Annotated in this window: 24 protein-coding genes and 1 pseudogene; 12 read left to right on the top strand and 13 right to left on the bottom strand. The window is 58.4% G+C overall.

The annotated features are described in order from the left end of the window. Window positions 1-60 precede the first annotated feature (60 nt). Window positions 61-1,143 (top strand): L,D-transpeptidase Cds6 family protein, encoded by a 1,083-nt coding sequence (locus BR41_RS25380; protein WP_035053255.1) that lies wholly within the window; start codon window positions 61-63, stop codon window positions 1,141-1,143. 167 nt (window positions 1,144-1,310) lie between these two features. Next, window positions 1,311-2,540: a L,D-transpeptidase family protein gene (locus BR41_RS04485; protein ID WP_169741248.1), complete on the top strand. Its 1,230-nt coding sequence runs from the start codon at window positions 1,311-1,313 to the stop codon at window positions 2,538-2,540. 90 nt (window positions 2,541-2,630) lie between these two features. Here BR41_RS04485 and BR41_RS04480 read toward each other — a convergent pair whose 3' ends face one another. Then, a complete protein-coding gene (locus tag BR41_RS04480; RefSeq protein ID WP_035053253.1) occupies window positions 2,631-3,371 on the bottom strand; it encodes a beta-ketoacyl-ACP reductase in 741 nt (246 codons plus the stop codon). 207 nt (window positions 3,372-3,578) lie between these two features. Then, window positions 3,579-3,866 (bottom strand): annotated as a pseudogene (locus BR41_RS04475) (DUF3579 domain-containing protein); the annotation flags it as partial. Window positions 3,867-4,072: 206 nt separating this feature from the next. On the opposite strand from BR41_RS04475, the gene argF reads away from it, so the two are divergent. The 9 genes from argF (at window position 4,073) to BR41_RS23460 (ending at window position 10,857) form a co-directional block, all read left to right on the top strand. Then, a complete protein-coding gene (gene argF / locus BR41_RS04470) occupies window positions 4,073-4,987 on the top strand; it encodes an ornithine carbamoyltransferase (RefSeq protein WP_035053248.1) in 915 nt (304 codons plus the stop codon). A gap of 7 nt (window positions 4,988-4,994) precedes the next feature. Further along, window positions 4,995-5,621, top strand: a complete 627-nt coding sequence (gene leuE / locus BR41_RS04465; protein ID WP_245615797.1) for a leucine efflux protein LeuE — start codon at window positions 4,995-4,997, stop codon at window positions 5,619-5,621. Between the two features lie 119 nt (window positions 5,622-5,740). After that, window positions 5,741-6,958: an argininosuccinate synthase gene (locus tag BR41_RS04460; RefSeq protein ID WP_035053245.1), complete on the top strand. Its 1,218-nt coding sequence runs from the start codon at window positions 5,741-5,743 to the stop codon at window positions 6,956-6,958. Between the two features lie 83 nt (window positions 6,959-7,041). Continuing rightward, on the top strand, window positions 7,042-7,263 hold the full coding sequence (locus BR41_RS04455; protein WP_245615796.1) for a DUF2788 domain-containing protein: 222 nt from the start codon (window positions 7,042-7,044) through the stop codon (window positions 7,261-7,263). Window positions 7,264-7,297: 34 nt separating this feature from the next. Beyond that, window positions 7,298-7,609 (top strand): pyrimidine/purine nucleoside phosphorylase, encoded by a 312-nt coding sequence (gene ppnP / locus BR41_RS04450; protein WP_035053242.1) that lies wholly within the window; start codon window positions 7,298-7,300, stop codon window positions 7,607-7,609. 18 nt (window positions 7,610-7,627) lie between these two features. Further along, window positions 7,628-8,164, top strand: a complete 537-nt coding sequence (locus tag BR41_RS04445) for a metal-dependent hydrolase (RefSeq protein ID WP_035053239.1) — start codon at window positions 7,628-7,630, stop codon at window positions 8,162-8,164. Between the two features lie 2 nt (window positions 8,165-8,166). Next, window positions 8,167-8,652: a YajQ family cyclic di-GMP-binding protein gene (locus BR41_RS04440; RefSeq protein WP_035053233.1), complete on the top strand. Its 486-nt coding sequence runs from the start codon at window positions 8,167-8,169 to the stop codon at window positions 8,650-8,652. Window positions 8,653-8,709: 57 nt separating this feature from the next. Further along, a complete protein-coding gene (locus tag BR41_RS04435; RefSeq protein WP_035053231.1) occupies window positions 8,710-10,596 on the top strand; it encodes a sensor domain-containing diguanylate cyclase in 1,887 nt (628 codons plus the stop codon). 90 nt (window positions 10,597-10,686) lie between these two features. Then, window positions 10,687-10,857, top strand: a complete 171-nt coding sequence (locus BR41_RS23460; protein ID WP_084186833.1) for a DUF3149 domain-containing protein — start codon at window positions 10,687-10,689, stop codon at window positions 10,855-10,857. Here BR41_RS23460 and BR41_RS04430 read toward each other — a convergent pair. The 9 genes from BR41_RS04430 to flgJ form a co-directional block, all read right to left on the bottom strand. Further along, on the bottom strand, window positions 10,851-12,515 hold the full coding sequence (locus BR41_RS04430; RefSeq protein WP_051710130.1) for an ArnT family glycosyltransferase: 1,665 nt from the start codon (window positions 12,513-12,515) through the stop codon (window positions 10,851-10,853). The two genes, BR41_RS23460 and BR41_RS04430, sit on opposite strands and share 7 nt — an antisense overlap. 96 nt (window positions 12,516-12,611) lie before the next feature. Next, a complete protein-coding gene (locus BR41_RS04425; protein WP_035053230.1) occupies window positions 12,612-12,875 on the bottom strand; it encodes a type B 50S ribosomal protein L31 in 264 nt (87 codons plus the stop codon). An 87-nt stretch (window positions 12,876-12,962) separates the two neighbouring features. Beyond that, the gene (gene rho / locus BR41_RS04420) at window positions 12,963-14,219 is read right to left on the bottom strand and encodes a transcription termination factor Rho (RefSeq protein ID WP_035053228.1); all 1,257 of its coding nucleotides are present in this window, start codon (window positions 14,217-14,219) and stop codon (window positions 12,963-12,965) included. A gap of 200 nt (window positions 14,220-14,419) precedes the next feature. Further along, the gene (trxA, locus tag BR41_RS04415; protein ID WP_035053226.1) at window positions 14,420-14,749 is read right to left on the bottom strand and encodes a thioredoxin TrxA; all 330 of its coding nucleotides are present in this window, start codon (window positions 14,747-14,749) and stop codon (window positions 14,420-14,422) included. Between the two features lie 166 nt (window positions 14,750-14,915). After that, window positions 14,916-16,268 carry a DNA repair protein RadA gene (radA, locus tag BR41_RS04410; RefSeq protein ID WP_035053224.1) on the bottom strand — a complete coding sequence of 451 codons (1,353 nt, stop codon included), beginning with the start codon at window positions 16,266-16,268 and terminating at the stop codon, window positions 14,916-14,918. 72 nt (window positions 16,269-16,340) lie between these two features. Next, window positions 16,341-16,718, bottom strand: a complete 378-nt coding sequence (locus BR41_RS04405; RefSeq protein WP_156970560.1) for a hypothetical protein — start codon at window positions 16,716-16,718, stop codon at window positions 16,341-16,343. Window positions 16,719-16,822: 104 nt separating this feature from the next. Next, window positions 16,823-18,199 (bottom strand): flagellar hook-associated protein FlgL, encoded by a 1,377-nt coding sequence (gene flgL / locus BR41_RS04400; RefSeq protein WP_035053220.1) that lies wholly within the window; start codon window positions 18,197-18,199, stop codon window positions 16,823-16,825. Between the two features lie 23 nt (window positions 18,200-18,222). After that, window positions 18,223-20,415 carry a flagellar hook-associated protein FlgK gene (flgK, locus tag BR41_RS04395; protein WP_035053217.1) on the bottom strand — a complete coding sequence of 731 codons (2,193 nt, stop codon included), beginning with the start codon at window positions 20,413-20,415 and terminating at the stop codon, window positions 18,223-18,225. Between the two features lie 37 nt (window positions 20,416-20,452). Then, the gene (gene flgJ, locus BR41_RS04390) at window positions 20,453-21,400 is read right to left on the bottom strand and encodes a flagellar assembly peptidoglycan hydrolase FlgJ (protein ID WP_051710127.1); all 948 of its coding nucleotides are present in this window, start codon (window positions 21,398-21,400) and stop codon (window positions 20,453-20,455) included. A gap of 182 nt (window positions 21,401-21,582) precedes the next feature. Between flgJ and BR41_RS04385 the strand changes: the two genes are divergently transcribed. After that, entirely contained in the window at window positions 21,583-22,569 is a 987-nt protein-coding gene (locus BR41_RS04385; RefSeq protein ID WP_169741247.1) for a hypothetical protein, read from the top strand. A 75-nt stretch (window positions 22,570-22,644) separates the two neighbouring features. Here BR41_RS04385 and BR41_RS04380 read toward each other — a convergent pair whose 3' ends face one another. Beyond that, window positions 22,645-23,736 (bottom strand): flagellar basal body P-ring protein FlgI, encoded by a 1,092-nt coding sequence (locus tag BR41_RS04380; protein WP_035053212.1) that lies wholly within the window; start codon window positions 23,734-23,736, stop codon window positions 22,645-22,647. 71 nt (window positions 23,737-23,807) lie between these two features. Beyond that, window positions 23,808-24,497, bottom strand: coding sequence for a flagellar basal body L-ring protein FlgH (locus tag BR41_RS04375; protein WP_035053210.1), 690 nt, complete (start codon window positions 24,495-24,497; stop codon window positions 23,808-23,810). Window positions 24,498-24,501 lie beyond the last annotated feature (4 nt).

Below are 24,501 nucleotides of genomic sequence, written 5' to 3'. Positions count from 1 at the left end.
CTAGGTTTTGGTAAACTCCGCAAGTTTAATTCCAAGCATGATCTGCCGGAACCCGTCCCAATGCCTGCGCACCGCCCCCATCGCCTTCGTTACTCCGCCCTGATCGGCCTGCTGTTGTGCGCCTTCGCACACGCTGGCGACGCCGATGACATCCAGGTGTTGCTGCGCAACAAGCAATTCGGCCCGGTGGTCGAGAAAGCCGACAAGGCCCTCGCCAAGAACCCCAAGGATGCGCAAATCCGCTTCATGCGCGCCATTGCCCTGACTGAGCTTAACCGGCCCGATGAAGCGATCAAGGCATTCGTCAGCCTGTCTGAGGACTATCCGCAGCTGCCGGAACCATACAACAACCTCGCCGTGCTCTACGCCCAGCAAAACCAGCTCGACAAGGCTCGCGCCGCGTTGCAGATGGCGATCCAGACCAATCCGAGCTACGCCATCGCCCATGAAAACCTTGGCGATCTGTACGCCCGACTGGCCTCCCAGGCGTATAGCAAGGCACTCCAGCTGGAAAACAACAACGGTGTGCAAACCAAGCTGAAACTGGTTGGCGAACTATTCAGCCAAGGCGGCGCAACCGTACCCAAGCTGCCGGCTACGGCTGTGGTCAAGGCTGCGGCCAAACCAACGCCAGCACCAACACCGCAGGTCGCGGCAGTTACTCCTGCCCCGATCGTCGTTGCAGCCAAAGCAACACCCAAACCCGTAGTAGCGACACCAGCGCCAATCGCTACGCCTGCACCGACCCCTGCCCCGGTCGTCGAGACACCGGCCCCGGCAAAATCCGAAGACCACAACGCCGAGCGCCAGAAGTTGATCGCGGCGGTAGATGGTTGGGCCAATGCGTGGGAAAAGAAAAACGTGAACGGCTATCTGGCAGCCTACAGCCATCAGTTCAAAGCCCCGGGCGGCCAGAAATTCGATGCATGGGCGAAGGAGCGGCGTGACCGCATTACCGGGCCGAAGTCGATCAAGGTGGATATCAGCGACGTCCGCGTCGACTTCACTGACGACGAGACCGCCAAGGTTCGCTTCCGCCAGAGCTACAAATCCGAACGGCTGTCGAGCAGCACCGGAAAAACGCTCATCATGAAGAAATCCGGCGGCCATTGGCTCATTATTGAAGAACGCGCCGGTTCTTGATTCACAATTCGCGTAAAAAACGATAGTTTGTCATTTTCGCTTGTCGAATGAATTCGGACTGTCGTTTTTCAGATTTCGCCTCTCGTTGTTACTGCAAATCGGAATAATGCGGATTGCCTGATTCGATGTCGTTATTTGCATGGGCCAAACGGCTCCCCTGCTTTGTATTGCTCATACTGGTCGCACCAGCAGCCAGCCCGAAGTTCGCCAACTTCGAGCCGAGTTCCATCGTGCCCGAAAAAGCCCCCGGCCTCGCCCGGCAAGGCACGCCGGAGCAAATGATCGTATCGGCCATCGACGCGATCCGCTCCGGCCAGATGAACAACGCCCGCGCCACGGTCGATGCGCTGCTCAAAAAAGAGCCGAACTATCGATTGGCCCACCTGCTCTCCGCCGACCTGTATGCAATGCGCGCCATGCCGCTTGAGCGTATCGGTGGCGGCGTGAGTGCACCGGCAGACCGCCTGGAAGACCTGCGACGCGAAGCATTGGTGCGTAATCAGCGCGAAACAGCACCTCCGCCCGTCGATAAACTGCCGGCTCCCCTGCTGATCCTGTCGCCAAAACAAAAGTACGTCGTCCTGGTCGATGCCGGCTCATCCCGCATCTACGTGTATGAGAACGAACAAGGCATGCCACGTTATGTGACCGACTATTACGCCACCATCGGCAAGTTCGGCATGGGCAAGCAAACCGAAGGGGATCAACGTACCCCGCTCGGCGTGTACTTCGTTACCAGCCATATGCCGCGTGCGCAGATGGACAAAACAATGGGCGAAAAAGCGGCGCTGTTCGGCATCGGTGCCTGGCCGATTTCCTACCCCAACGAATGGGACAAGCGCGAAGGCCGCACCGGCCACGGCATCTGGTTGCATGGCGTGCCGTATGACACCTACGCTCGTGCACCTTGGGCATCCAACGGCTGTGTCGCCCTCACCAATCCGGAAATGCTCGAAGTCGCGAATTACCTGCAGATCGGCGTCACGCCCGTGGTCATCGTGCCAAGAATCGAATGGCTGGCGACCGATAGTTGGCGTGCACGCCACCAGGAAGCCATGCAGGCAGTGGAAGACTGGCGCACGGCTTGGGAAAAGCTCAATACCCGCCGCTACCTTGATGAATACAGCCCACGCTTCGTGAGTGAAGATGGCAGCAATTTCGACAAGTGGGCGAGCCAAAAAACCGGCGTCAACGCAGGAAAACAATGGGCCAAGGTCAAGCTGGACGATTTGAGCCTGTTTGTTACCGGCACTGACGACAAACGCATGTGGGTCACCACGTTCGACCAGGACTACCGCAGCAACAACCTGAACAACCACATGCGTAAACGGATGTACTGGGAACACGATGGTCGTGGCTGGAAAATCGTATGGGAAGGTACGGCGAATTCGGGCTGATGCCGGCATCCTTTTCATACGCAAACACGCACCACAAATAAAAAACCCGGATCGCAATCCGGGTTTTTTATTTGTGGTGCGTGATGCGAATTACAGCGTCAGACCACCGGTCACTTCAATGGCTGCACCATTGATATAGCTTGCTTCGTCCGAAGCCAGGAAGGCATACACATTGGCGATTTCTTCCGGCTGAGCCAAGCGGCGCATCGGCACCCGGTCTTCCATCGCTTGAATCACCTTATCCGGCATCGACTTCAAAATCGGCGTAGCCACAAAACCCGGACAAACCGCGTTAGCGCGAATGCCTTTCTTGCCGAGCTCCTTGGCCCACGTCTTCACGAAGCCAATCACACCGAACTTGGCTGCGGCGTAATTGGTCTGGCCGAAATTGCCGTAAAGACCAACCACCGACGACGCATTCAGAATCACGCCACCGCCCTGCTCGATCATCGTATCGACCACGCCCTTGGCGCAGTTGTAAACGCCCTTGAGGTTGATATCGATCACGCGATCGAACTGCTCATCAGTCATCTTGTAGAACTGCGCATCGGCAACGATGCCAGCGTTGTTCACCAAGATATCGATACGGCCGAATTTTTCCTTTACGCCCGCAACCATGGCAGCAATCTGCGCCTTGTTGGTTACGTCAACGACGAAACCGGCGGCAGTCGCACCACTTGCGGTGAGCTCCGAGACGACTTGATCGATCCCGGCTTGATTCACATCACAGACGACAACCTTGGCGCCTTCGGCTGCGAACTTGACAGCTGTCGCATGGCCGATACCGCTGGCCGAGCCGGTGATGATGGCTACTTTATCTTTGAGTTTCATCGGCTTACCTCTTTTTGCAATGTGCACCAGCACTAAGTGTTAGTAAGCATAGCGTCTATTGTGCAACGCAACAACGGCGATCCGATGAAAACGGTAATTTGACGCGTGTAAACAACTAACGACATCCGCGAGCATGTCCCGGCAAGCGTGGAAAGCCCGGTAATTACACGTACTTCAAGGGGATCAGGTATTTGCGTCGGCTTGATATTGATCAAGCAGCGTGCGGCAATCGACGATGCGTAGATCGTTATCGCGCGCAAAAGTCATGATGAAGTCGAACACGCGTGGGTCGATCTTCTCCAGCTGCTTATCCACCGCTACACAACGTACGTTCTCATGAACCATGGGCCGAACATAGGGTGCGTAAGACAGTTTCTGGTCGAAACCGAAGGTGGAAAGAATTCCGGAAAGACGCTCTGCCCAGTCGCTGGGACGGAATTCACGACCGTTGCTGGTAATCCCTTGAATGATGATTTCGTACGGGTTACAGATCATGGGAGCATTAAACCGGCAAGGGCATCTCAAATTGCTTCAAACGCGGATTATACACTGCAGCCCTGATGCGGTGCGACATAAAAAGCGCCGCCCGCCGGGGTGAACGGCGCTAAGGTCGGCACGGGCTTGCCGGACCTACCCAAATCGCTGAATAATGTGGGTTTTTCCAGAAAATCGCCGCCTCAAGGCCGAGCGATCCGACGCCGATGCGCCATTACCTGCAATTTTCCGATTTCACGCGCGAAGAATATGAATACCTGTTCAAGCGCGCCGGCATCCTCAAGCAGCGCCTGAAGGCCGGCCAGCTCTACCAGCCGTTCATTGGCCGTGTGCTGGGCATGATTTTCGAGAAATCGTCCACCCGCACCCGCGTCTCGTTCGAAGCCGGCATGGCCCAATTCGGCGGCCACGCGATGTTCATGCAATCCAAGGACACGCAACTGGGTCGCGGCGAGCCCATCGAAGATGTGGCACAGGTTATCAGCCGCATGGTCGATATCGTGATGGTGCGCACCTTCGAGCAAAGCATCATCGATCGCTTTGCCGAAAACTCGAAAGTGCCGGTCATCAACGGCCTGACCAACGAATATCACCCCTGCCAGATCATGGCGGACATCTTTACCTACACCGAACGCTTCGGCTCGATCGAAGGCAAGACCGTCGCGTGGATCGGCGATAGCAATAATGTGTCGCGCACCTGGCTGCAAGCCGCCAAGATTTTCAACTTCAAGCTCAACCTGGCCTGCCCGCGCGGCTATGAGATGACTGTGCTCGACGGCCAAACCTACGGCCCGGAACATTTCGAAACGTTCAACGATCCGTACCAGGCCGCACGCAACGCCGATATCGTCACGACCGACGTCAGCGTATCGATGGGCTACGAGCGCGAAACGCTGCAACGCAAAAAAGACTTCATCAATTACAAGGTCAGCGAGAAGATCATGCTGCAGGCCAAGGCCGAAGCGCTCTTCATGCATTGCCTGCCCGCGCATCGCGGTGAGGAAGTCGATCCGGAAGTGATCGACGGCCCGCAATCCGTGGTCTGGGATGAAGCCGAAAACCGCATGCACACCCAGAAAGCGGTCATCGAATACCTGTTGCTAGGCAAAATCGAGGATTGACACCCCTGTGAGCATTCTCGGCATTACCGACCTCGCCACCTACATTCTCGGCACCGTCGTCATCATCCTGACGCCAGGGCCGAACTCGCTGTTCGTGCTCAGCACGGCCGGCAAGCACGGTGCGCGGGTCGGTTTTGCTGCCGCTGGCGGTGTCTTTTTCGGCGATCTCACCTTGATGCTCGCGGCGGCGCTTGGCGTTGCCTCGCTCATGCACGCCTACCCGATTGCCTTCGACGTCGTACGCTATGCGGGCGCGGCTTATCTGGCATGGCTCGGTCTCAAGCTGCTGTTTACCCGAGGCGGTCAAACGCAAGTCACAGCGGAAGCGGGCAGCCCGCAACAGGCATTCAAGCAAGCCTTCGGCATTTCGCTCATCAACGTGAAAGCCATTCTGTTCTTCATGGCTTTCTTTCCACAGTTCGTCGATCCGACCTACCCGCAGGTAGCGCTGACTTTCGGCCTTCTGGGGCTGATCGTGCAGATCACCAGCCTGAGTTACCTCACGCTGCTCATTCTCGCGGGCAGCCAGCTCGTGAAGCGCCTGGCGCAACGACGATGGTTGGCGACCCTGGCAGCCAAGCTCACCGGCATGCTGTTTGTCAGCTTTGGCCTCAGGCTCGCCACCAGCAAATAACGCTCGATCGCTTTGGTTTGCAGTGCCTTGGCTTGATCGATTCACCTTTCGCAGATTTGCCGCCGTCGTTGCGCCAGAAACGACGGTTCTGAAACAACTGGCTTTGATTGGGGAATTCCATGTCTGACGTTAAGAAAGTCGTCCTCGCCTACTCCGGCGGCCTTGATACCTCCGTGATCCTGAAGTGGCTGCAAGACGAATATCAATGTGAAGTCGTTACCTTCACCGCCGACCTCGGCCAAGGTGAAGAACTTGAACCGGCTCGCCAGAAAGCGCTGCAGTTCGGCATCAAGCAAGAGAACATCTTTATCGACGATCTGCGCGAAGAATTCGTGCGTGATTTCGTGTTCCCGATGTTCCGTGCCAACAGTATTTACGAAGGCGAATACCTGCTCGGCACCTCGATTGCCCGTCCGCTGATCGCCAAGCGCCAGATTGAAATCGCCAACGCGACCGGCGCAGATGCCGTATCGCACGGCGCAACCGGTAAGGGCAACGACCAAGTCCGTTTCGAACTGGGTTATTACGGCCTCAAGCCGGGCGTGAAGGTCATCGCCCCGTGGCGCGAATGGGATCTGCTCTCCCGTGAAAAGCTGCTGGCCTATGCCGAAAAGAATGGCATCCCGGTCGACATGAAGCACAAGAACGGCGGCGCGCCGTATTCGATGGATGCCAATCTGCTGCACATCAGCTTTGAAGGCCGCCATCTGGAAGACCCGAAGGCCGAAGCCGAAGAAAGCATGTGGCGCTGGACCGTATCGCCGGAACAAGCCCCGGATGCGCCGGAATACCTCGACGTCGAGTTCGAAAAGGGTGACGTGGTTGCACTGAACGGCGTGCGTCTCTCGCCTGCACAAGTGCTCACCAAGCTGAACGAACTCGGCGGCAAGCACGGCATCGGCCGGCTGGATCTGGTTGAAAACCGCTACGTCGGCATGAAGAGCCGCGGCTGCTACGAAACCCCGGGCGGCACGATCCTGCTCAAGGCCCATCGCGGTATCGAATCGATCACGCTCGATCGCGAAGTGGCCCACCTGAAAGACGACCTGATGCCGCGCTACGCCAGCCTGATTTACAACGGCTACTGGTGGAGCCCGGAGCGCAAGGCGCTGCAAGTGCTGATCGACCACACGCAAGAACGCGTGAACGGCTGGGTGCGCCTGAAGTTGTATAAGGGCGGCGTTTCTGTCGTCGCACGCGATTCGAAAGACACGTTGTTCGACCAGACCATCGCCACCTTCGATGATGACGGCGGCGCGTACAACCAGGCAGATGCAGGCGGCTTCATCAAACTGAATGCGCTGCGCATGCGGATCGCCGGGCGCAAAGGGCGTTAATCCCTGAAACGGCACAGGGCGCTCTGCGATGAAACCCGTCACATAGCGCCCTCCTCCATCCCAATCAGCCGACGCGAACATCCATGCTTGATGCTTTTCTGCATATGGACGAAGAGACCTTCACCAAGCTCTCTACCGCCATACTCTGCACCGGCCTGATCGGCTATATGTGCTTCATCATTTATCGGCTGGCCAAGGATTCGAAGGCCGGCAAGTACGGCACGATCGTGCTGGCTTTCGTACTCGGTTTTGGCATGTTCGGTTTTATCGTCAAGACTATCCTGACCGAAGTACTCCAAAAATAACGACTACAACGATTCAACTGACCGGAGATTCACCATGCCCCAATTCAAGAATGTCGCCGTCGTCAAACGCGCCAACGTCTATTTCGACGGCAAGTGCATTTCCCATACCGTGATCCTCGACGATGGCTCAAAGAAAACCATCGGTGTGATCCTGCCTGGCACCTACACCTTCAACACCAACGCCCCGGAATTGATGGAAATCATCGAAGGCCGTTGCGTGATCAAGGTCGCTGGCGACAAGCATCCGAGTGAAATCATCGCCGGCCAGGGCTTTAACGTGCCGGGCAATTCCAGCTTCGATATCGAAGTGTCAGAAGAGCTGCACTACGTCTGCCATTTCGACTAAGCCATCGGCCCACGCTCGATGACGACCATTTTCACGCATGCGCTGGTCGGCGCGACGCTGGTGCGTTGCTTGCCGCCAACGTGGCGTGAAAAACGCTTGTATGCGCTGGCCGCCATCGGCGCGATGCTGCCGGATCTGGATACGATCACGTTCCGTCTCGGCATTCCCTATGCCAGCCCGTTCGGCCATCGGGGCGCCTCGCATTCGCTGGTATTTGCACTGATCGCGGGCCTCGTCCTCGCCACCGGTTTTTATGGCCGTGACGGCTGGCACCGCTGGCTAGGTGCCAGCGCAATTCTGGCGGCGGCGGTGGCAACGCACCCCCTGCTGGATGCCTGTACCAATGGCGGGCTCGGCGTCGCGTTGTTCTGGCCATTCAGCACCGAACGCTTTTTCTTTTCCATTCATCCGATCGCCGTGTCGCCCATTGGCCACCGCTTCTTTTCGGCTAGCGGCCTGCATACATTGTCCAGTGAGCTGGTCTGGGTCGCCCTACCCTGCCTGGCCCTATGGCTGATTTTGGCAAGCTACCCGCACAGCACCCGCAAGGAATAACCATGCCCTCTTTCGATATTGTTTCCGAAATCAACGAAGTTGAAGTCCGCAACGCAGTCGAGCAAAGCAGCAAGGAAGTCGGCACGCGCTATGACTTCAAAGGTTCGGATGCCCGGATCGAGCAGGCCGACAAAGTGCTGACTCTATTTGCCGACAGCGATTTCCAGCTGGACCAAGTGAAGGACATTCTGGTGACCAAGCTGGCCAAGCGCGGCGTGGATGTCCGCTGCCTGGATGAAGCCAAGGTCGAAAAAATCTCCGGCAACAAGGTCAAACAAGCGATCACCGTGAAGACGGGCATCGAATCGGAGTTGGCCAAGAAAATCGTGCGGATGATCAAGGATTCCAAGCTCAAAGTCCAAGCGGCAATCCAGGGCGACGCCGTGCGAGTGACCGGGGCCAAGCGCGATGTGCTACAAGAAACAATCGCGCTTGTTCGCAAGTCAATCGACGATTTTCCGCTGCAGTATCAGAATTTTCGCGACTGAATCAAATTTTAGCTGTGGCTAATGCAGCAGGGTATGACGTCGAGCTAAACTAGTCGGATGCGCAAATCTTTCCACTTCTGGACGTCCCGCCAATCCACCTGGCTCTCGCTGATCGGCATGGTGTTCGGTCTCGGGATGATTCTGCTGCTGAGCTATCAGGTCAGCAGCTCCTATCACGCCGAGGTAGGCCGGAAACGCACCGAAGTCGAGAACCTCGCGCAGGTTCTGGAGGGACAGCTCTCCTCGGCATTACGTGAAACCGATCTGGTGCTTCACGACTTGGCCCAGCAGCTGCACGACACCGACTTTACCCGCACCGATGCTGGCGACGAGCGTACCAAGGCGCTGCAAGCCATGTTGGTCGACAAGCTGGGGCTGATCCGGCAAGCCGACAATATCGCGCTGGTTGGCCCGGATGGATCAATGATGCATCGGGCGCTGGAAACGCCAACCGGCAGCAGCCTGATCGATCGCGACTACTTTTCGATGATCCGCAACAACCCGTTTCAGGAACGGGTGTTCTCGCGCCTGATCGTCACCAACAAGGCGCAGAAACAAGGCATTGTCATCGGTCGGCGCTTTGACAAGGCAAATGGCGAATTCGCCGGCCTGATCGCCGCCAGCCTGACCACCAACTATTTCGATCACTTGCTCGGCACACTCGACCTTGGGCCACACGGCGCGGTACTGCTCATTGATGACAGCCTTGGCCTGATCACCAGCTATCCGAAAAATGCCGGCAAATTGCAGTTCACCCCTGATGCGGACATGGTCAAACGGCTGGCCAGTGGGGTAGTCACCGGCACTCAGGTGCTGCAAACCCGGGACGCGGACGCAACGCGGCTGACCAGCTATCAGCTCGTGACCGGCACACCGTTCTTGGTCGTGGTCAGTGCATCCTCCGAGGACTACCTCGGCCATTGGCGCAATGCCACGGTCTACTACTTGATCGGCGGTGGACTACTGCTGGCGATGGCGCTACTGATGACCTACTTTTTCTGGCGATCGCACCGATTGGCACGCAATCTCGTCCAGAAAGAAATCAAACTCAATGCGAGCGAGGCACGTTTCCGGCAGATGATCGAGACCACACCGGTCGCCATCGTGCTGGCCCGCCTGCCGGACTACTTCATCACCTATATCAACCAGCGCGCCGCTGAATTGTTCGATATGCCGCAGGCGACCGCACTATCGATGCGCGCCTTCGAGCTGTATCTGGACCGGATCGATTTCCTCGGGCAACTGGAGCAATTGCGTGCTGGCCAGACGGTACGCGGCAGCGAAATACGACTGCAGCGCTTCAACGGCGACGCTTTCTGGGCGACGGCCTCGCTCTCGATCGTCACCACGACAGAGGGCTCGACCATCGTTCTGGGTCTGGTCGACATCACCGAGCGCAAGCGGCTGGAAGAAGAACTCAAGCGTCGCGCCACGACGGATAGCCTGTCGGGTCTGTTCAACCGTGCGCACTTCATGGAAACGGCCAATCAGGAACTGGGTCGCGCCCAACGCTATCGTCGTCCCTTGAGCTTGTTGATGGTCGACATCGACTTCTTCAAGCGCATCAACGACACCTATGGCCACGATGTTGGCGACAAAGCCATTCAGGCCTTGGCACGCATCTGCAAAGCCACGCTACGCGATGTCGATCTGGTGGCGCGCATGGGCGGGGAGGAATTTGCGGCGCTGCTACCGGAGACAAATCTCATCGACGCGGTATCGGTTGCCGAACGTTTGCGCATCGCCATCGAGGCCCACTCGATCACGACGGATGAGGGGCAAGAGGTACGCTTTACATCGAGCATCGGTGTGACCGAATTGCGCGAGGATGACCCGCTCGTAGACGATCTGCTCAAGCGGGCCGACAAGGCGCTCTACTACTCCAAGCACCACGGCCGCAATCAGGTATCAGTGGCAGAAGCGATTACCGACGAAGAGACCTGACCCCAGCCGTACGTCCTTGATGCCGATCAATACGGGGATCCAACAAGACTGGCAAGCTAAAGCCAGTCTTCTCATCACCGGAGCTCCATCATGGAAAATACACCGCTGGAAACACTGTTCATGTCGGATATCGGCCTACTCAGCCTGTTCACCATTTCGTTCGTGCTGGTGATGGCCGGCTACATCGGCTGGTTCGTCCACAAGAATGTAATGAACGCTACGCCACCGCAAGACGATGGCAAGTCAGCACAACATCACTGATTCTCTGACTGCCCCGCCTCATCCGCCCCATCCAGTTCCGGATTGGGGCTGAGATAAAACTGCTCTCGCCGCTCACCGGGCCGGTTGTCGTGCCACACCGCGACACCGCCCGCCGGCAACTGGTCTTGCGTTAATAGCCACGGACATGACTCCGGGTCAACGCGATTGACCGCAATCCCGACAAAGTAATCGAGTGATGCGGCAATCGAATCGGATACGCCCAGCCCACCGATGCACCCCGTACGCTGCTTCATATCCCGCGCGAGTGATTCACTCACGCTGCGATAGCTTTTCTGTGCATCGAGCCAAGGCTGCCAGAGGCCGATCAGCACACCCCACAGCAACGTCACACCACACGCCCAATTGGTCACTGCACGCCGTCCGAGCGGCCGTTTGCGCGACAGCACCCAGATCCACACCGCAGTCAGCAATAGCGCAAACAACATGCCTGCAGCATGCCAATCCACACGGTATGCAGGACTTTGTTTTTGCAATTCGCTCGCCCAGCTCAGCGGAACATTCAAATGCAGGACCAGCCAACCTAGCCACAACAACCCCGCCATCAGACCCAGCGTCAGCACGCCAAACCAGTTAAGGGCTGCCGCCGCGCCGCGCCGCAAGCTCTCGATGCCCGGCGTTGCCAGCAACGCTAGCGGTGGCAATACGATGAGCAGATACGACTCATCTCCTTCAGCCGCCGAGATCAACCACAAGGTATGCAGCGCCAACAGCGTAGCCGGCAGCAAGAATGCCGGAGCGCGCAAATCCCGGCGCAATGCCCACGCGCCCCAAACCGCCAATGGCAATACCGGCCAGGTAAACCAGGGCGCAACCGCCAGGAAATAGCCAAAGGCATGAAAAAACCCGAACCGCGCTACCCCACCAAACGGGCCGAACGCATATTGATCCATCCACACCCGGAACAGCGCTGGATTGGCTTGGTAGAAATCCGCCAGCCAGATTGCACCGATCGGTAGTGCCAACACCAGCCCGGTCACCAAGGTGACCAGATAGCCCGCTCGCCGCCACGGCGCATACAGCCCCACCACGCCAGCGGCAACCACGGCCAACAGAAACTCAGCCAGCGACGACCCCAACAACAGAACCAACCAGGAAAACGCCAGTGCCAAACCGGCACTCAACGGTTGGCGTCGGGCAAGTGCCAACGCATACGCCTGCCACGCAAACCCCGTCAGCAGCAATATCTTGGCGGAGAGCTGATGCCCCCAAATGATCAACCCGATGCAGCCGATCAGCAGAATGACCGACATGCGCCCGTGCCGGCGGCCAAAGAGCTCACGGCCGGCGAGCCCCGTCCCCCACAAGGCGAGTGCCGCCCACACACCGGTCGTCATCCGTGCCGCATCGTGGATCGACATCCCCAACTTGGAAGCCGGCCAAGCCACCAGCGCGGCAAACCAGTAATACAGCGGAGAGTCGATCAGATAGGGGGCATCGGCAAACCAGGGAATCGACCAATGCTGCCCAGCCAGAAAACGGCCGATGACGGCGGCGGTTTCCAGCTCACGCGGCTTCCACGGATCATGCCCCACCAACCCCGGCAACAACCAGACGAGGCAAAGCAATAACAGCAACCAAGGCCGCTCAGCCGTTGTAGCAGGCGCGGTGCGATCGGTATCCGGGGAATAGGTCAGCATTTATTTTTGTGGAAGCCGGGAACGGGAGGAGCATAAACCGGAGACAACAAAAAAGGCAGCGTAAAAGCTGCCTTTTCTGCGAAGCAAAGGTACGGATTACTTGTTGCTGCTGTACATGCCGTACTTGCTGCGGAACTTCTCGATACGGCCGGCGGTATCGACGATCTTTTGCTTGCCGGTGTAGAACGGGTGCGATTCAGACGACACGTCCAGACGCACAACCGGATAATCCTTACCGTCGGTCCACTTCAGGGTTTCGCCGCTCTTGGGTTTGAGGGTGGAGCGGGTCAGGAATTTGAAGTCAACGCTAGCGTCGTAGAAGATGACTTCGTTGTATTCGGGATGGATATCGGCTTTCATTTCATTTTCCTTTGAGTGCGCGCCGGGATTGTGCCGACGCAAAACACAGCATTATTCCAGAACAGGCTTGGCGCAGCAAGCGATGACTTATCTACGCATCGAATCGAAGAAGTCGTTGTTGGTCTTCGTCGCCTTGATCTTGTCGAGCAGGAATTCCATCGCCTCGAGATCATCCATCGGGTAGAGCAATTTACGCAGCACCCAGATCTTCTGCAGTTGATCCTGCGGGATCAGCAACTCTTCGCGGCGTGTGCCGGAACGATTGATGTTGATCGCCGGGAACTGGCGCTTTTCCGCCATACGACGATCAAGATGCAATTCGTTGTTACCGGTGCCCTTGAATTCTTCGTAGATCACGTCGTCCATGCGCGACCCGGTATCGATCAACGCCGTGGCGATGATGGTCAGGCTACCGCCTTCTTCGATATTGCGCGCGGCACCGAAGAAACGCTTTGGGCGCTGCAGCGCATTGGCATCGACACCACCGGTCAATACCTTGCCGGAGGCCGGCACGACGGTGTTGTAGGCGCGGGCGAGACGGGTAATCGAGTCGAGCAGGATAACGACGTCTTTCTTGTGTTCGACGAGGCGCTTGGCCTTCTCGATCACCATCTCGGCAACCTGCACGTGCCGGGTTGCCGGCTCATCGAAGGTCGAACTGATGACTTCACCCTTCACCGAGCGCGTCATTTCAGTCACTTCTTCCGGGCGCTCGTCGATCAGCAATACGATCAGCACCACATCCGGGTGATTGGCCGTAATCGCATGGGCGATGTTCTGCAACATCACCGTCTTACCGGTCTTGGGCGGTGCCACCAGCAAGGCACGTTGGCCCTTGCCGATCGGCGCGATCAGATCGATCACGCGGCCGGTGATATTTTCTTCTGCCTTGATATCGCGCTCGAGACTTAAGCGGCGGTTCGGGAACAGCGGCGTGAGGTTCTCGAACAGGATCTTGTGCTTGGAAGCCTCCGGCAATTCGCCGTTGATCTTGTCCACCTTCACCAAGGCAAAATAACGCTCTCCATCCTTCGGCGTACGAATTTCACCTTCGATGGAGTCGCCGGTATGCAGGTTGAAGCGGCGAATCTGGCTCGGGCTGACGTAAATATCATCCGGGCCGGCCAGGTAGGAAATATCCGGGCTGCGCAGGAAACCGAAGCCATCCGGCAGCACTTCCAGCGTGCCATCGCCGAAAATAGCCTCGCCTTTCTTGGCCTGATTCTTCAGGAGGGCAAACAACAGATCCTGCTTGCGCATCCGATTTGCGCCTTCGATCTGGCTTTGGGTCGCCATTTCGAGCAATTCGGAAACGTGCAGGTGTTTGAGGTCGGACAAATGCATGGGCTGGACTCGTCAGCGATGAGGCGGGAATGAAAACGGAGGGAATCGGAATGGAGCTGCGCGTGAATAACGCGGCGGGATGCTTGTAAGGTTATAGGCGGCCGGCGCGAAGTGTCAAGACGCCGTGCACGCAGCGAGGCGGAGTGTACCGCCCGCGCCACGGTTTAGCCAGGGCAGGCGCCCTGGCCATCACACAACGATCAGAGGTTGCTATCGAGGAACGCAGTCAGTTGCGACTTGGAAAGCGCACCCACCTTGGTGGCCTTCACTTCGCCATCTGCAAACAGCATCAGCGTCGGGATGCCGCGAATGCCGTACTTCGGCGGCGTAGCCTGATTTTCGTCGATATTCAGCTTGGCGATCTTCAGCTTGCCGGCGTATTCGGTTGCGACTTCATCCAGGATCGGGGCGATCATTTTGCAAGGGCCGCACCATTCAGCCCAGTAGTCGACCAGAACCGGGTTTTGCGCTTGCAGCACGTCGGCCTCGAAGCTGGCATCGGTAACGTGCACGATATGTTCGTTGCTCATGGAAAATCTCCGCAGTGAAGGTTGAAATTCAATGACGCCGAAGGTGCGCGTCTTGAAAAAAACAATTGCGTCATTTTATCGGCTTTCAAGGCAAAGCCGGGTAAAAACTAATCAATGCACTTGATAGCTTGGCTCTGTCGGCACGCGCAGCATCGTCGAACGAACCCTACAGCGCAGCCGTGACAGCCTCTTCCAGCCGCTCGACTGCCGTGACCGTCATGCCTTCGATCGGCTGGCGCGGCCGGTTCGCCTTGGGGACAATCGCATGCGTGAAGCCGAGCTTGGCTGCCTCACGCAAGCGCTCCTGGCCACGCTGCACCGGTCGCACTTCGCCAGCCAGACCCACTTCACCGAATACGACCAGCTTGTCCTGCAAGGGGCGGTTGCGCAGGCTGGAGACGATCGACAGCAACACGGCCAGATCGGCGGCCGGCTCGTTGATGCGCACGCCACCGACCGCGTTGATGAATACGTCCTGATCGAAGGTGGCGACACCCGCGTGGCGGTGCAAGACCGCCAGCAGCAGCGCCAAGCGGTTCTGCTCCACGCCCACCGCCAAGCGCCGGGCCTGCGGTGCATGCGCATCGTCGACCAGCGCCTGTACTTCCACCAGCAGCGGGCGCGACCCCTCTTGTGTCACCAGCACGCAACTGCCGGCCACCGGCTCGGCGTGCTGGCTCAAGAATAGCGCCGACGGGTTGGAGACCTCGCGCAAGCCCTTGTCGGTCATGGCGAACACGCCCAGCTCATTCACCGCGCCAAAGCGGTTCTTGATGGCACGAATCAGCCGGAAACTCGAATGGGTATCGCCCTCGAAATACAGCACGGCATCGACGATATGTTCCAGCACGCGCGGGCCCGCCAGCGCGCCGTCCTTGGTCACGTGACCAACCAGAAGGATGGTCGTACCGGTGCGTTTGGCAAAACGCGTGAGCTGCGCGGCACATTCACGCACCTGCGCCACGCTGCCTGGAGCGCTGGTCAATGCCTGCGAATAGAGCGTCTGGATCGAATCGATGACCGCGACTTGCGGCTGGACTTGATCCAGCGTCATCAAGATGCGCTCCAGCCCGATCTCGGCCAGCAGGTTGATCGCACCCGCATCCAGCTGCAGCCGCCGGGCTCGCAATGCGATCTGCTGCGGGGATTCCTCGCCAGAGACATAAAGCGTCTTGGTATGCCCCGATAGTTGCGTCAATGCTTGCAGCAAGAGCGTTGATTTGCCGATGCCGGGATCGCCGCCAATCAGCACTACGCCGCCCGGCACCAGACCGCCACCCAATACGCGATCCAGCTCACCGATGCCGGAGGGTGTGCGCGGCAGCTCGGCCATTTCGACATCGGCCAGCTTGCGGATCGCGCCATCGGCTGCCAAGGCTTCGAATCGCGTCGGCGCCTTTGGCTCGTCAATCGCTTCGATGAGCGTGTTCCACTCGCCGCAGTTCGGGCACTGGCCCTGCCACTTGGGGGACAAACCGCCACAGGAGGCGCAGCTATAAACGTTCTTGGCCTTGGCCATGGTGGATTCCGCGAGATGAACCGATTTGGATAGGCGGATTCTACCCGATGCCTGCCGGACTCGATCCAGCCGCTACGGACGGACCCGCCCGGCAAGTCGCTGCGCCAGCCATTCTGCTGCCAGTGGCAGCAATGCAAAAAACGGAATCAGGCAGACAATGCCGATCCACCCCAGCCAACGCGACGGAAGCCAGTCCAGCCAGTCCGGCATGGGATCGGGAACGATCTTGTCGATCAGCCGCAGCAGCCCAACGCCGTAGCCGATCAGCAGTGCCAGGCCGACATGCTTGAGTCGCTCGACCCGCCAGTACGCAGCAGCCAGATACACCAACCAGCACAGCAACAGCAATCCGGCGGCCCACGGCAAGCCCTGATTGAACGCAACACCGCTGAACACCAGCCCGCAGAACCAGATCAACAGCATCAATACAAACCACAAGAGACCAAGCAAATCGTCCTCCGCAATGAGAGTCAGTATTCAGAACAAAACCGCAGCAACAAAAAGCCCGCTCCGAAGAGCGGGCCGGGGCGATCACGCGGCACTAAGCTGCGTGTTCAGATGTATTTGAACAAACTCAAACCCTGCACTGCCGCAAAGCTCTGCTGCGCCGCCGTCAGCAGTTGCTGATTCTGCGTGAAATCGCTGATGGCCTTGGTGTAGTCGAGGTCTTGCAAGCCAGACAACGTGGTCTTGTATTGCAGGGTCACGTCCGTGTTGGTGGTCTTGACCTCGCTCACTTCATTCATCCGCGCGCCTTGTGACGCACGGGTAGTGAGTACGCTGTTCAACCCATTCGCCAGATCAGAAATCACACTATTGAGCTGGTTCTGATACGCCGCCTGCCCCTTGCCCGTACCATCCGGCGCGTAGCTTTTCAGCGCAGCGGAGAAATTAGCCAGAATCTTGAACATGTCGACGTTCTGGCTGGCCTGGGTAGTGAAGCTATCCCCTGCCTTCGGCGTACCGGAAATGCTCACCTTCGCGCCGAAATCCCAGTTGGCGATCAACGGCGTCGCCTCGCCAGCCTGCTGCGCAAACACGATGTCGCCACCCGACGTATAGGTACGCGGCAGGGATACACCCACCGGCCGCGGGCCAGCGGTGTAATTGAAGCTGTCGATCATCGACTTGTTGAAATTCGGGTTGGCGGTGGCCGTGCCCGGCAAGAAGGGCTGATTGTCGATGATGTCGTAGCTGGTGATCGTCTTGGTCGGATCGGTCGGGTTCGGGATCGTCTGGAACGAAATCTTGTAGCCCTGCAGATTGGCCGCGTTATTCCACTTGGACGGATCAGTCACTTCGCCGGCACTGATGATGCCGCTACCAGTATTGGTCGCGGTGTAGCCGGATTCGAACGTGCCGTTGCCCGTCTTGATCTTCTGGAACACATCGCTGCCCGCTTCCGAAATCGGGATGCTGCGCGAGGCGGAAATCTGCACCAGCCGCTGACCGTCATCACCGTTGTAGGTGACGTTGCCAAAGCTGGTTTCGGTGAATGGCTTGACGTTGCCCTTGAAGCCCGAGAACAGGTACTGACCATCACCATCCGTCTGGTTGGAAAGCCCCAGCAACTGTTGATACAGCCCTTGCAGCTGGCTATCGAGCGCGGCCTTGTCCGAGGCGGTCTGGGTCGGGTTGCCTGCATCGACTGCGAGCTGCTGCACGTTTTGCACCAGCGTCGTCAGCTGCGTCATCGTGGCTTCCGATGAGCTCAAGGCAGAATTGGCGCTGTCGGAGTTGGTCGTGAACTGAGTCACGATCGAGCTGGATTCGGTCAGTTGCAGCGCCCGGGCCGAGGCGATCGGATCATCCGATGGCGACAGGATCTTGCGGCCGGTCGAGAGTTGGCTCTGCAGCTTGAACTGGTTCTGCTGCAGGTTTTGCATACCGAAAACGCCGGTATTGAAAATCGTGGAGGTTGCGACGCGCATGATATTGCTCCTTAGCCTTCCGCTCAGACGATGTTGGCAATAGCCTGGAAGGCCTGGTTCGCGATCTGGATCACTTTGCTCGATGCTTGATATGCCTGCTGATACCGCAGCAGGTTGGCGGCCTCTTCATCCAGATTGACCCCGGACGAGGAATCGCGCTGTGTTTGTGCTTGTTGCAACACGACCGCCTGCGCCTTGAAGCTCACCGTGGCCTGATTGGTCAGGGTGCCGATCTTGGAGACCAGACTATCGTAGGTGTTCTGATAGGTTGCGGTGCTGCCACCCATCAGTTTCGTCGTCTGCAGCGCCGCCATGGCCAAGGCGTTGCGGTTATCGGATGCACCGCCGGTATTCTGGCTGATGTTGACCACGTCGCCGGTCTTCGGCTGGCCATCGAGCTTGGTGCTCCAGCCATTCTGCGACACCGTCATGCCCGCTACATAAGCATTGCCGGCGCTCAGCGTGACCGGCGCAAGCGGGTTGGTCACATCCAGCACATCAAAGGTGTTGGCCGAGGTGAACTTGATTTGCACCGGGGTCTTGATCGCCGGGTTGATCGCCGAATCGGTGGTCAGGGTCGTCAAGGCAGCGGTTTGCGGCTGCGTGGCGGTCAAGGTGCCGGTATTGGTCGTCGGCGTTTTGGACGACACGGGAGCAGCGGCGGCGACTTCACGCGGATCAGTCATCCGTACCGACAGGCTGCGGATAAACCCGGCGGTCGGCTGGATGGTGAAGTGATCGCCGGCGTTCATCACGCCACTCGTCTGGCTGATGGTAAAGCCGTCCTGCGTGAGCGGCAGCGACGCATAGGTCGTCTTCTGCCCGTCAGAGAGCCGCGTCACGGTGTAATTCGCGCCATCGAAGCCGAGATCGTAATTGCTGGCCGTCAGCTGATTCACGTCGCTGATGTAGCCAGAGAGCTGGGCGGTGCCGGTGTTCTTGGTATTGAAGTTGATGTTGCCAACTGCGGGCGGGAACGACATGCCAGTGGTGGCCGATGCGGCAGGCGCGGCCCCCGCGTTCTTCACTGTCACCCCGAGCGCCGTGAAACCGGCCGTCATCTGGGCGGTGGTAATCGTCTGGGCTTGATTGTCCGACAGGCGGGTCAGCGTGTAATTGGTGCTGACCGAGTCATACGCGATCGAAAAATCACTGGACGGAATCGTGGTGCCCGCCGCCGTGAAATTGACCGTCGCGCCGGACAAGGTCACGTTCTGCGTACCGGAGCGGTTGAAGTCGAAGAAATTCAAACCGATGTTGTTGTTCAGATCCTGACCGGCGCGCTGCTGGTCATTCACCGTCTGAGCAACCGTCAGCGCAACCTGATTCAGCGTGTTGGTGGCCGGGATCAGCGCATTGTTGCGGAAGTCGAACAGCCCTTGCAGCTGGCCGCCGGACAAGCTCGACTCCGGCAAAAAGATCGTGTTGCCGTTCTGCTGATAAGCCACGGTGGTTTGCTGCGGATCGGACGGCGACGGCACGGCCGCCAAGGTGAATTGCGATGCGCCGACCACCAGATTCTGGCCATTGCCGATGAACACATTGATCGAGCCATCACCCTGCGAAATCGTCGTGGCTTTGACGTACTTGTTCAGCTCCTTGACGAGATTGTCGCGCTGATCCAGCAAATCATTCGGCGGCTGGCCGGTGCCGTTCACTGCGGCAATCTGCTGATTCAGATTGGCGATCTGGCTGGACAGCGTATTGATCGTACCCACCGTACTGGAAATTTCGCCGTTCAAGGTCGAGGACTGCTCGGTCAGCTGGGTATTGAACGATTGCAAGCGGGTCAGCAAGGTCTGGCCGCCGCTGATCAGCGATTGGCGTGATGGGATATCGGCCGGGTGCGTCGCCACATCCTGCACGGTACTGAAAAAGCTTTGCAGCGCCGGGGCAAGGCCCGCAGTCGGGTCAGCCAGCGTGTTGTCGATGCCGGACAAGTGCGTGGAATAAGTATCGAGGTAGCTGTTCTGGGTTTGCGCAGTTTGCAGCTGGCGGGTCAGGAACTGGTCGAAGACGCGGCGGATGCTGTCCACCTGCACGCCCATGCCGATGAAGCCGCTGCCCGACTGCAACGGATACGGTGCGCTTTGCTGGATGGTCTGGCGCGAATAGCCATCGGTATTGGCGTTGGAAATATTGTGGCCGGTCACCGTCAGGCCAAGATTGGCCGCGTTGAGACCGGAAACACCGATATTGAATACGCTGGAACCCATGATGTCACTCCATCCTTAACTTGTTTCGGCCCATCACTCAGGCGAGCGAAGCGCTACTTGCGTCATTCATTTGGCGGGTGACCCTGGCAACCCGATCCGCCACGTGGGCCAGCTTGCTGGCGTAGTTCGGATCGGTGGCATACCCGCTTTGCTGCAGCGCCTTACCGAAACCCAATGCATCGCTGCCCTGCCCGACTGCATCGCCAAAACGCTTCTTGATCAATTGCGCGTAGTCGGTAAACGCCGCCGAATACGAGTCATAAGCGCGGAATTTCTCCACCCGCTTTTGCGCCTGACCGTTCACGTATTCGGTTGTGGTCACATCGACCGTCTTGCCCTGCCAGCTACTGCCGGCCTTGATGCCGAACAGGTTGTGGCTATCGCTGCCGTCATCGGTCTTGATCGGCTTCTTACCCCAGCCGGTTTCAAGTGCCGCATGCGCTGCCAGCACTTGCGGCGAAACGCCCAGCGAGTCGGCTACATCGCCTGCGGCGCTGAGCACTTGCGACAGGAAGTCGCTCGACGCCGGCTTTTGTGCTGTGACAGCGGCATCTTTTGCCGCCGCAACGTCGTTCTTGCCGGTCAGCGCAACCTTGCCGCCACTTGCCAAGGCAATGCCGTTGGCCAGATTGGTGAGCTGATGCAGCGGCTTTTTCAACAGACTTGGGTCTTGCTGCACCTGGATTTGCCGCACGATGGAATCAGCTAGGCCGACACCACCGTTCTGGGACCAAGAGGTGGAAAGCTGCTGATCCTGCAAACCACGAAACATCTTGCTGGCCGAGGAATCCAGCAGGTCGGAGGCCGGCGAAGCCGCGCGCATGCTGGAAAGCATCTGCTGCATCAACAAGCTCTCGAACTGCTGCGCCGCTGCCCGTGCCGCCTTGTCCGGCGATTGCTTGGCCAGCAGGCGCAAGCTATCGGTCGAACGCACATCGGCGGCGAGGCTATTGGTGTTGAGATTGGATGAACCCAGGGTAAGCATGGCGGCAATCCGGTGGCGATTGCCTTAGGTGGAGCAATTGCCATGCCAGGGTCTTGAATGCGGCAGTACTCGGCTTACAGCGGTCATTCAGGCACTATTGGCACCGCAATGCCAAGAGCATGGTGCTCACGAAAAAACCCGCGACGGAACACAGCCGGCGCTTCCCACCTCCGGAGGTTCCCTTGATAGATACCGTTACCCTATCCGCCGCCAAGGAAAAGCTCCTGAAGATCGATACCGGCGTGGAGCGCCGGCTGCTTTACCTCGGCGCCGGGGAGGATCTGGGCTGTTCGCTCGGATTGTTCTGGGACAAATGCGATAGCTTCTATCTGGTCGACCCCCTCTACAAGGTCACCAGAGAGACAGGCTACTCGCGGATGATCACCAAGCTGGCCGAAGGCTCCGTCACATACCTGGAAGGCATAAGGATCACGGCCAGCCCTGCCGAAATAGGGCAATGGGCAAATTACTTCGCCATGCCGGGCCGGCGCTATCAGGTGGAGTGGGAAGGGGCGCCGGGCCTGTTCAAGCGACTCTGTTTCGTCGAAGCTGGTGACGGCGCGTGGCTAACTTCAACCAACTGCCATTACAACGTTGTGCTCAACAAGGACTGGGCCGGCTCCGGGGTCCCTCAAGACTTCCCCTATGAAACGGTCTGGGGGCGGCTCAATCGCCACGGTATCTATGCAGAAACCCTCGCCCCCGCCCGTGCATCGGCCGAGACCGACTTCGGCGCCTATCGTTTCAGGGGATTCGAGCCGCTTTACAAAGTGACCGAAAACTCGGGGAACCAGATTGGCAACAACGACGGATTGCATTTCTTCCAGAAAACGATCGATGCCGACACCGCATACTATGAAGCCAAAAAGAAGGAGTTGGGGAGCCCCTTTGAAGACTTGTATGAGAGGCTGCGTGTCGATTTTCTGATTGCGGGCGACTACGGCCCCGATGCGGTCAAGGGCAAACCCGGTTATGACGGGCTGCTTAAACTGATGTCGGGGTTGACTCCTCCACGTGACAAATGGGTCTTCCTCATCGCCATGCCGGAGTTTGCCGAATGGCTTGTGTCTCAACTCCCCCCCCAATACGCCAAAATCAATCCACGGTTCCTACTTGATCGCCTTAGCGGGTTGGGCATGGAAAATTGGGGGCCATTTGAGTCCATTTAGCCCAATGAGCCGTGAGGCGCGCATTTTGCGGGAGGAATCTGGCGCAGGCCCCTCTTTCCCTAGGGCCTAGCGCCACTAGATAATTTCCAACTCCGCCTTCAAACTCCCTGCCGCCTTCATCGCCTGCAAAATCGCCAGCAAATCCTGCGGCGTTGCGCCGACTGCATTCAGCGCACGAACCACGTCCTTGAGCGAACTGGCCTTGGGCAAACGCACGATCGGGCCTTTGTCGGCGTCGATCTGGACATCGGCGTTCTGTACCGCCTTGGTCTTGCCGCCGGAGAGCGGGGCCGGCTGCGATACGGAGTTGATGGCGCTGATGGTGATGGTGAGATTACCGTGCGAAATCGCGCAGCTATCGAGCGTCACAGCCTGGTTCATGACCACTGAGCCCGTGCGGGCGTTGACGATCACCTTGGGCCCGACCGTGGCCGGCGTGACGTCGATGTTTTCCAACCGGGATAGAAAGGTCACCCGCAGGTTCGGGTCTTGCGGCGCCCGTACCTGCACAACGCGCCCATCCAATGCGGAGGCGACCGGCCCCAGCGCACCGTTGATGGCATTGACGACTCTGCTTGCCGTGGTGAAATCGGTTTCCAGCAATTCGAGTTGCACGAATTCACTGTCATTCATTCCGTTCGGCACCACGCGTTCCACGGTGGCACCGCCCGGAATCCGCCCGGTGGCGAGTTGATTGATCTGGGTGCTTGAACCGCCGGCCGATGCGCCGGCGCCGGCCACCACGAGGTTACCTTGCGCCATGGCGTAGATCTGGCCGTCCGCGCCCTTGAGCGGCGTCATCACCAGCGTACCGCCGCGCAAGCTCTTGGCATTACCAATGGAGGAAACGGTGATATCCAGCGGCTGCCCCTGGCGTGCAAACGCCGGCAGCTTGGCCGTCACCGTGACCGCAGCCACGTTCTTGAGCTGCAGATTGCCGCCGGTTGGCACCTGAATGCCCAGATTGTTGAGCATGTTGATCACCGACTGCACGGTAAACGGCGTCTGCGTGGTCTGGTCACCGCTGCCATCGAGGCCGACGACCAAACCGTAACCGACCAGCTGGTTCTGCCGCACGCCGCCGACCGAGGCAAGTTCGCGCAGTTTTTCGGCTTGGGCGATGCCGGAGCAGGCAAGCAGAAGTGAGAGAACAACGAGAATGCGCATTACAGCTCCGTGGCGAGGTGCCAGGGCGGGCACAGCCCGCCCCATATGTATTCAAACGTATTCAAAACGTATTAGAACGGCAGCACGTTCAAAAAGAAACGCTGCAACCAGCCCATCGTGTTCGCATCGGCAATCGCCCCCACACCCACCTGCTCAATGCGTGCGTCGGCCACCTTGGTGGACGAAATACTGTTGCCAGCCTTGATATCGTTCGGATTCACCACGCCGGTAAAGCGCAGCGTATTGATCTGGCCGTTGATTGAAATCTGCTTTTCGCCGCCGACGATCAAGTTGCCATTGGCTAGCTGATCGACCACGGTCACCGTGATCGTGCCCTTGAAGGTATTGGCGTTGTTGGTCGCACCCTTTGCTTTCAGGTCGTTGTTGCCGGCGAAACCAACGGCAGTGGAGCGATCCAGATATTGCTCGATCGACCAAGGCAGCAGCGGCAGATTGCCGGTCGTCTTGTAGCTCAGGCTGGAAGTGCGGTTGGCGGCGTTATCGCTGCTATTGCTGGCGGCCAGGGTTTCTTCCAACGTGATCGTCACGGTGTCGCCGATGTACTTCGCGATGCGCTCTTCAAACAGCATGCGCCCGGAGGTCGGCTGGAAGATCGCGCCGGCATTCTGCTTGCTGGCCAGCATGGGCTGCGGCTTGGCCGTGGTCGGGCCGGTGACAACGCTGGGCGGGTTGGCACATGCAGCCAGTAACAGCACGAGACTGGCGGCAGAAAACCGGTAGAGGGTCTTGATCCGTTTCATCGCG

Source organism: Andreprevotia chitinilytica DSM 18519 (genome assembly GCF_000711875.1).
In the GTDB taxonomy this organism is placed as follows: domain Bacteria; phylum Pseudomonadota; class Gammaproteobacteria; order Burkholderiales; family Chitinibacteraceae; genus Andreprevotia; species Andreprevotia chitinilytica.
Note: the sequence above shows the minus strand (reverse complement) of the source record. Positions and strands in the feature narration are given on the sequence as shown.

Excerpts from the sequence above, each read along its gene's own strand:
- flgJ (WP_051710127.1), bottom strand. The coding sequence starts at position 21,400 with ATGCTTACCCTGGGTTCATCCAATCTCAACACCAATAGCCTCGCCGCC.
- BR41_RS04425 (WP_035053230.1), bottom strand. The coding sequence starts at position 12,875 with ATGAAAGCCGATATCCATCCCGAATACAACGAAGTCATCTTCTACGAC.
- BR41_RS04480 (WP_035053253.1), bottom strand. The coding sequence starts at position 3,371 with ATGAAACTCAAAGATAAAGTAGCCATCATCACCGGCTCGGCCAGCGGT.
- BR41_RS04435 (WP_035053231.1), top strand. The coding sequence starts at position 8,710 with ATGCGCAAATCTTTCCACTTCTGGACGTCCCGCCAATCCACCTGGCTC.
- BR41_RS04440 (WP_035053233.1), top strand. The coding sequence starts at position 8,167 with ATGCCCTCTTTCGATATTGTTTCCGAAATCAACGAAGTTGAAGTCCGC.
- flgK (WP_035053217.1), bottom strand. The coding sequence starts at position 20,415 with ATGGGTTCCAGCGTATTCAATATCGGTGTTTCCGGTCTCAACGCGGCC.
- BR41_RS04455 (WP_245615796.1), top strand. The coding sequence starts at position 7,042 with ATGCTTGATGCTTTTCTGCATATGGACGAAGAGACCTTCACCAAGCTC.
- BR41_RS04445 (WP_035053239.1), top strand. The coding sequence starts at position 7,628 with ATGACGACCATTTTCACGCATGCGCTGGTCGGCGCGACGCTGGTGCGT.
- rho (WP_035053228.1), bottom strand. The coding sequence starts at position 14,219 with ATGCATTTGTCCGACCTCAAACACCTGCACGTTTCCGAATTGCTCGAA.
- BR41_RS04375 (WP_035053210.1), bottom strand. The coding sequence starts at position 24,497 with ATGAAACGGATCAAGACCCTCTACCGGTTTTCTGCCGCCAGTCTCGTG.
- radA (WP_035053224.1), bottom strand. The coding sequence starts at position 16,268 with ATGGCCAAGGCCAAGAACGTTTATAGCTGCGCCTCCTGTGGCGGTTTG.
- BR41_RS04460 (WP_035053245.1), top strand. The coding sequence starts at position 5,741 with ATGTCTGACGTTAAGAAAGTCGTCCTCGCCTACTCCGGCGGCCTTGAT.
- BR41_RS25380 (WP_035053255.1), top strand. The coding sequence starts at position 61 with ATGCCTGCGCACCGCCCCCATCGCCTTCGTTACTCCGCCCTGATCGGC.
- BR41_RS23460 (WP_084186833.1), top strand. The coding sequence starts at position 10,687 with ATGGAAAATACACCGCTGGAAACACTGTTCATGTCGGATATCGGCCTA.
- BR41_RS04430 (WP_051710130.1), bottom strand. The coding sequence starts at position 12,515 with ATGCTGACCTATTCCCCGGATACCGATCGCACCGCGCCTGCTACAACG.
- argF (WP_035053248.1), top strand. The coding sequence starts at position 4,073 with ATGCGCCATTACCTGCAATTTTCCGATTTCACGCGCGAAGAATATGAA.
- flgL (WP_035053220.1), bottom strand. The coding sequence starts at position 18,199 with ATGCGCGTCGCAACCTCCACGATTTTCAATACCGGCGTTTTCGGTATG.
- trxA (WP_035053226.1), bottom strand. The coding sequence starts at position 14,749 with ATGAGCAACGAACATATCGTGCACGTTACCGATGCCAGCTTCGAGGCC.
- ppnP (WP_035053242.1), top strand. The coding sequence starts at position 7,298 with ATGCCCCAATTCAAGAATGTCGCCGTCGTCAAACGCGCCAACGTCTAT.
- BR41_RS04380 (WP_035053212.1), bottom strand. The coding sequence starts at position 23,736 with ATGCGCATTCTCGTTGTTCTCTCACTTCTGCTTGCCTGCTCCGGCATC.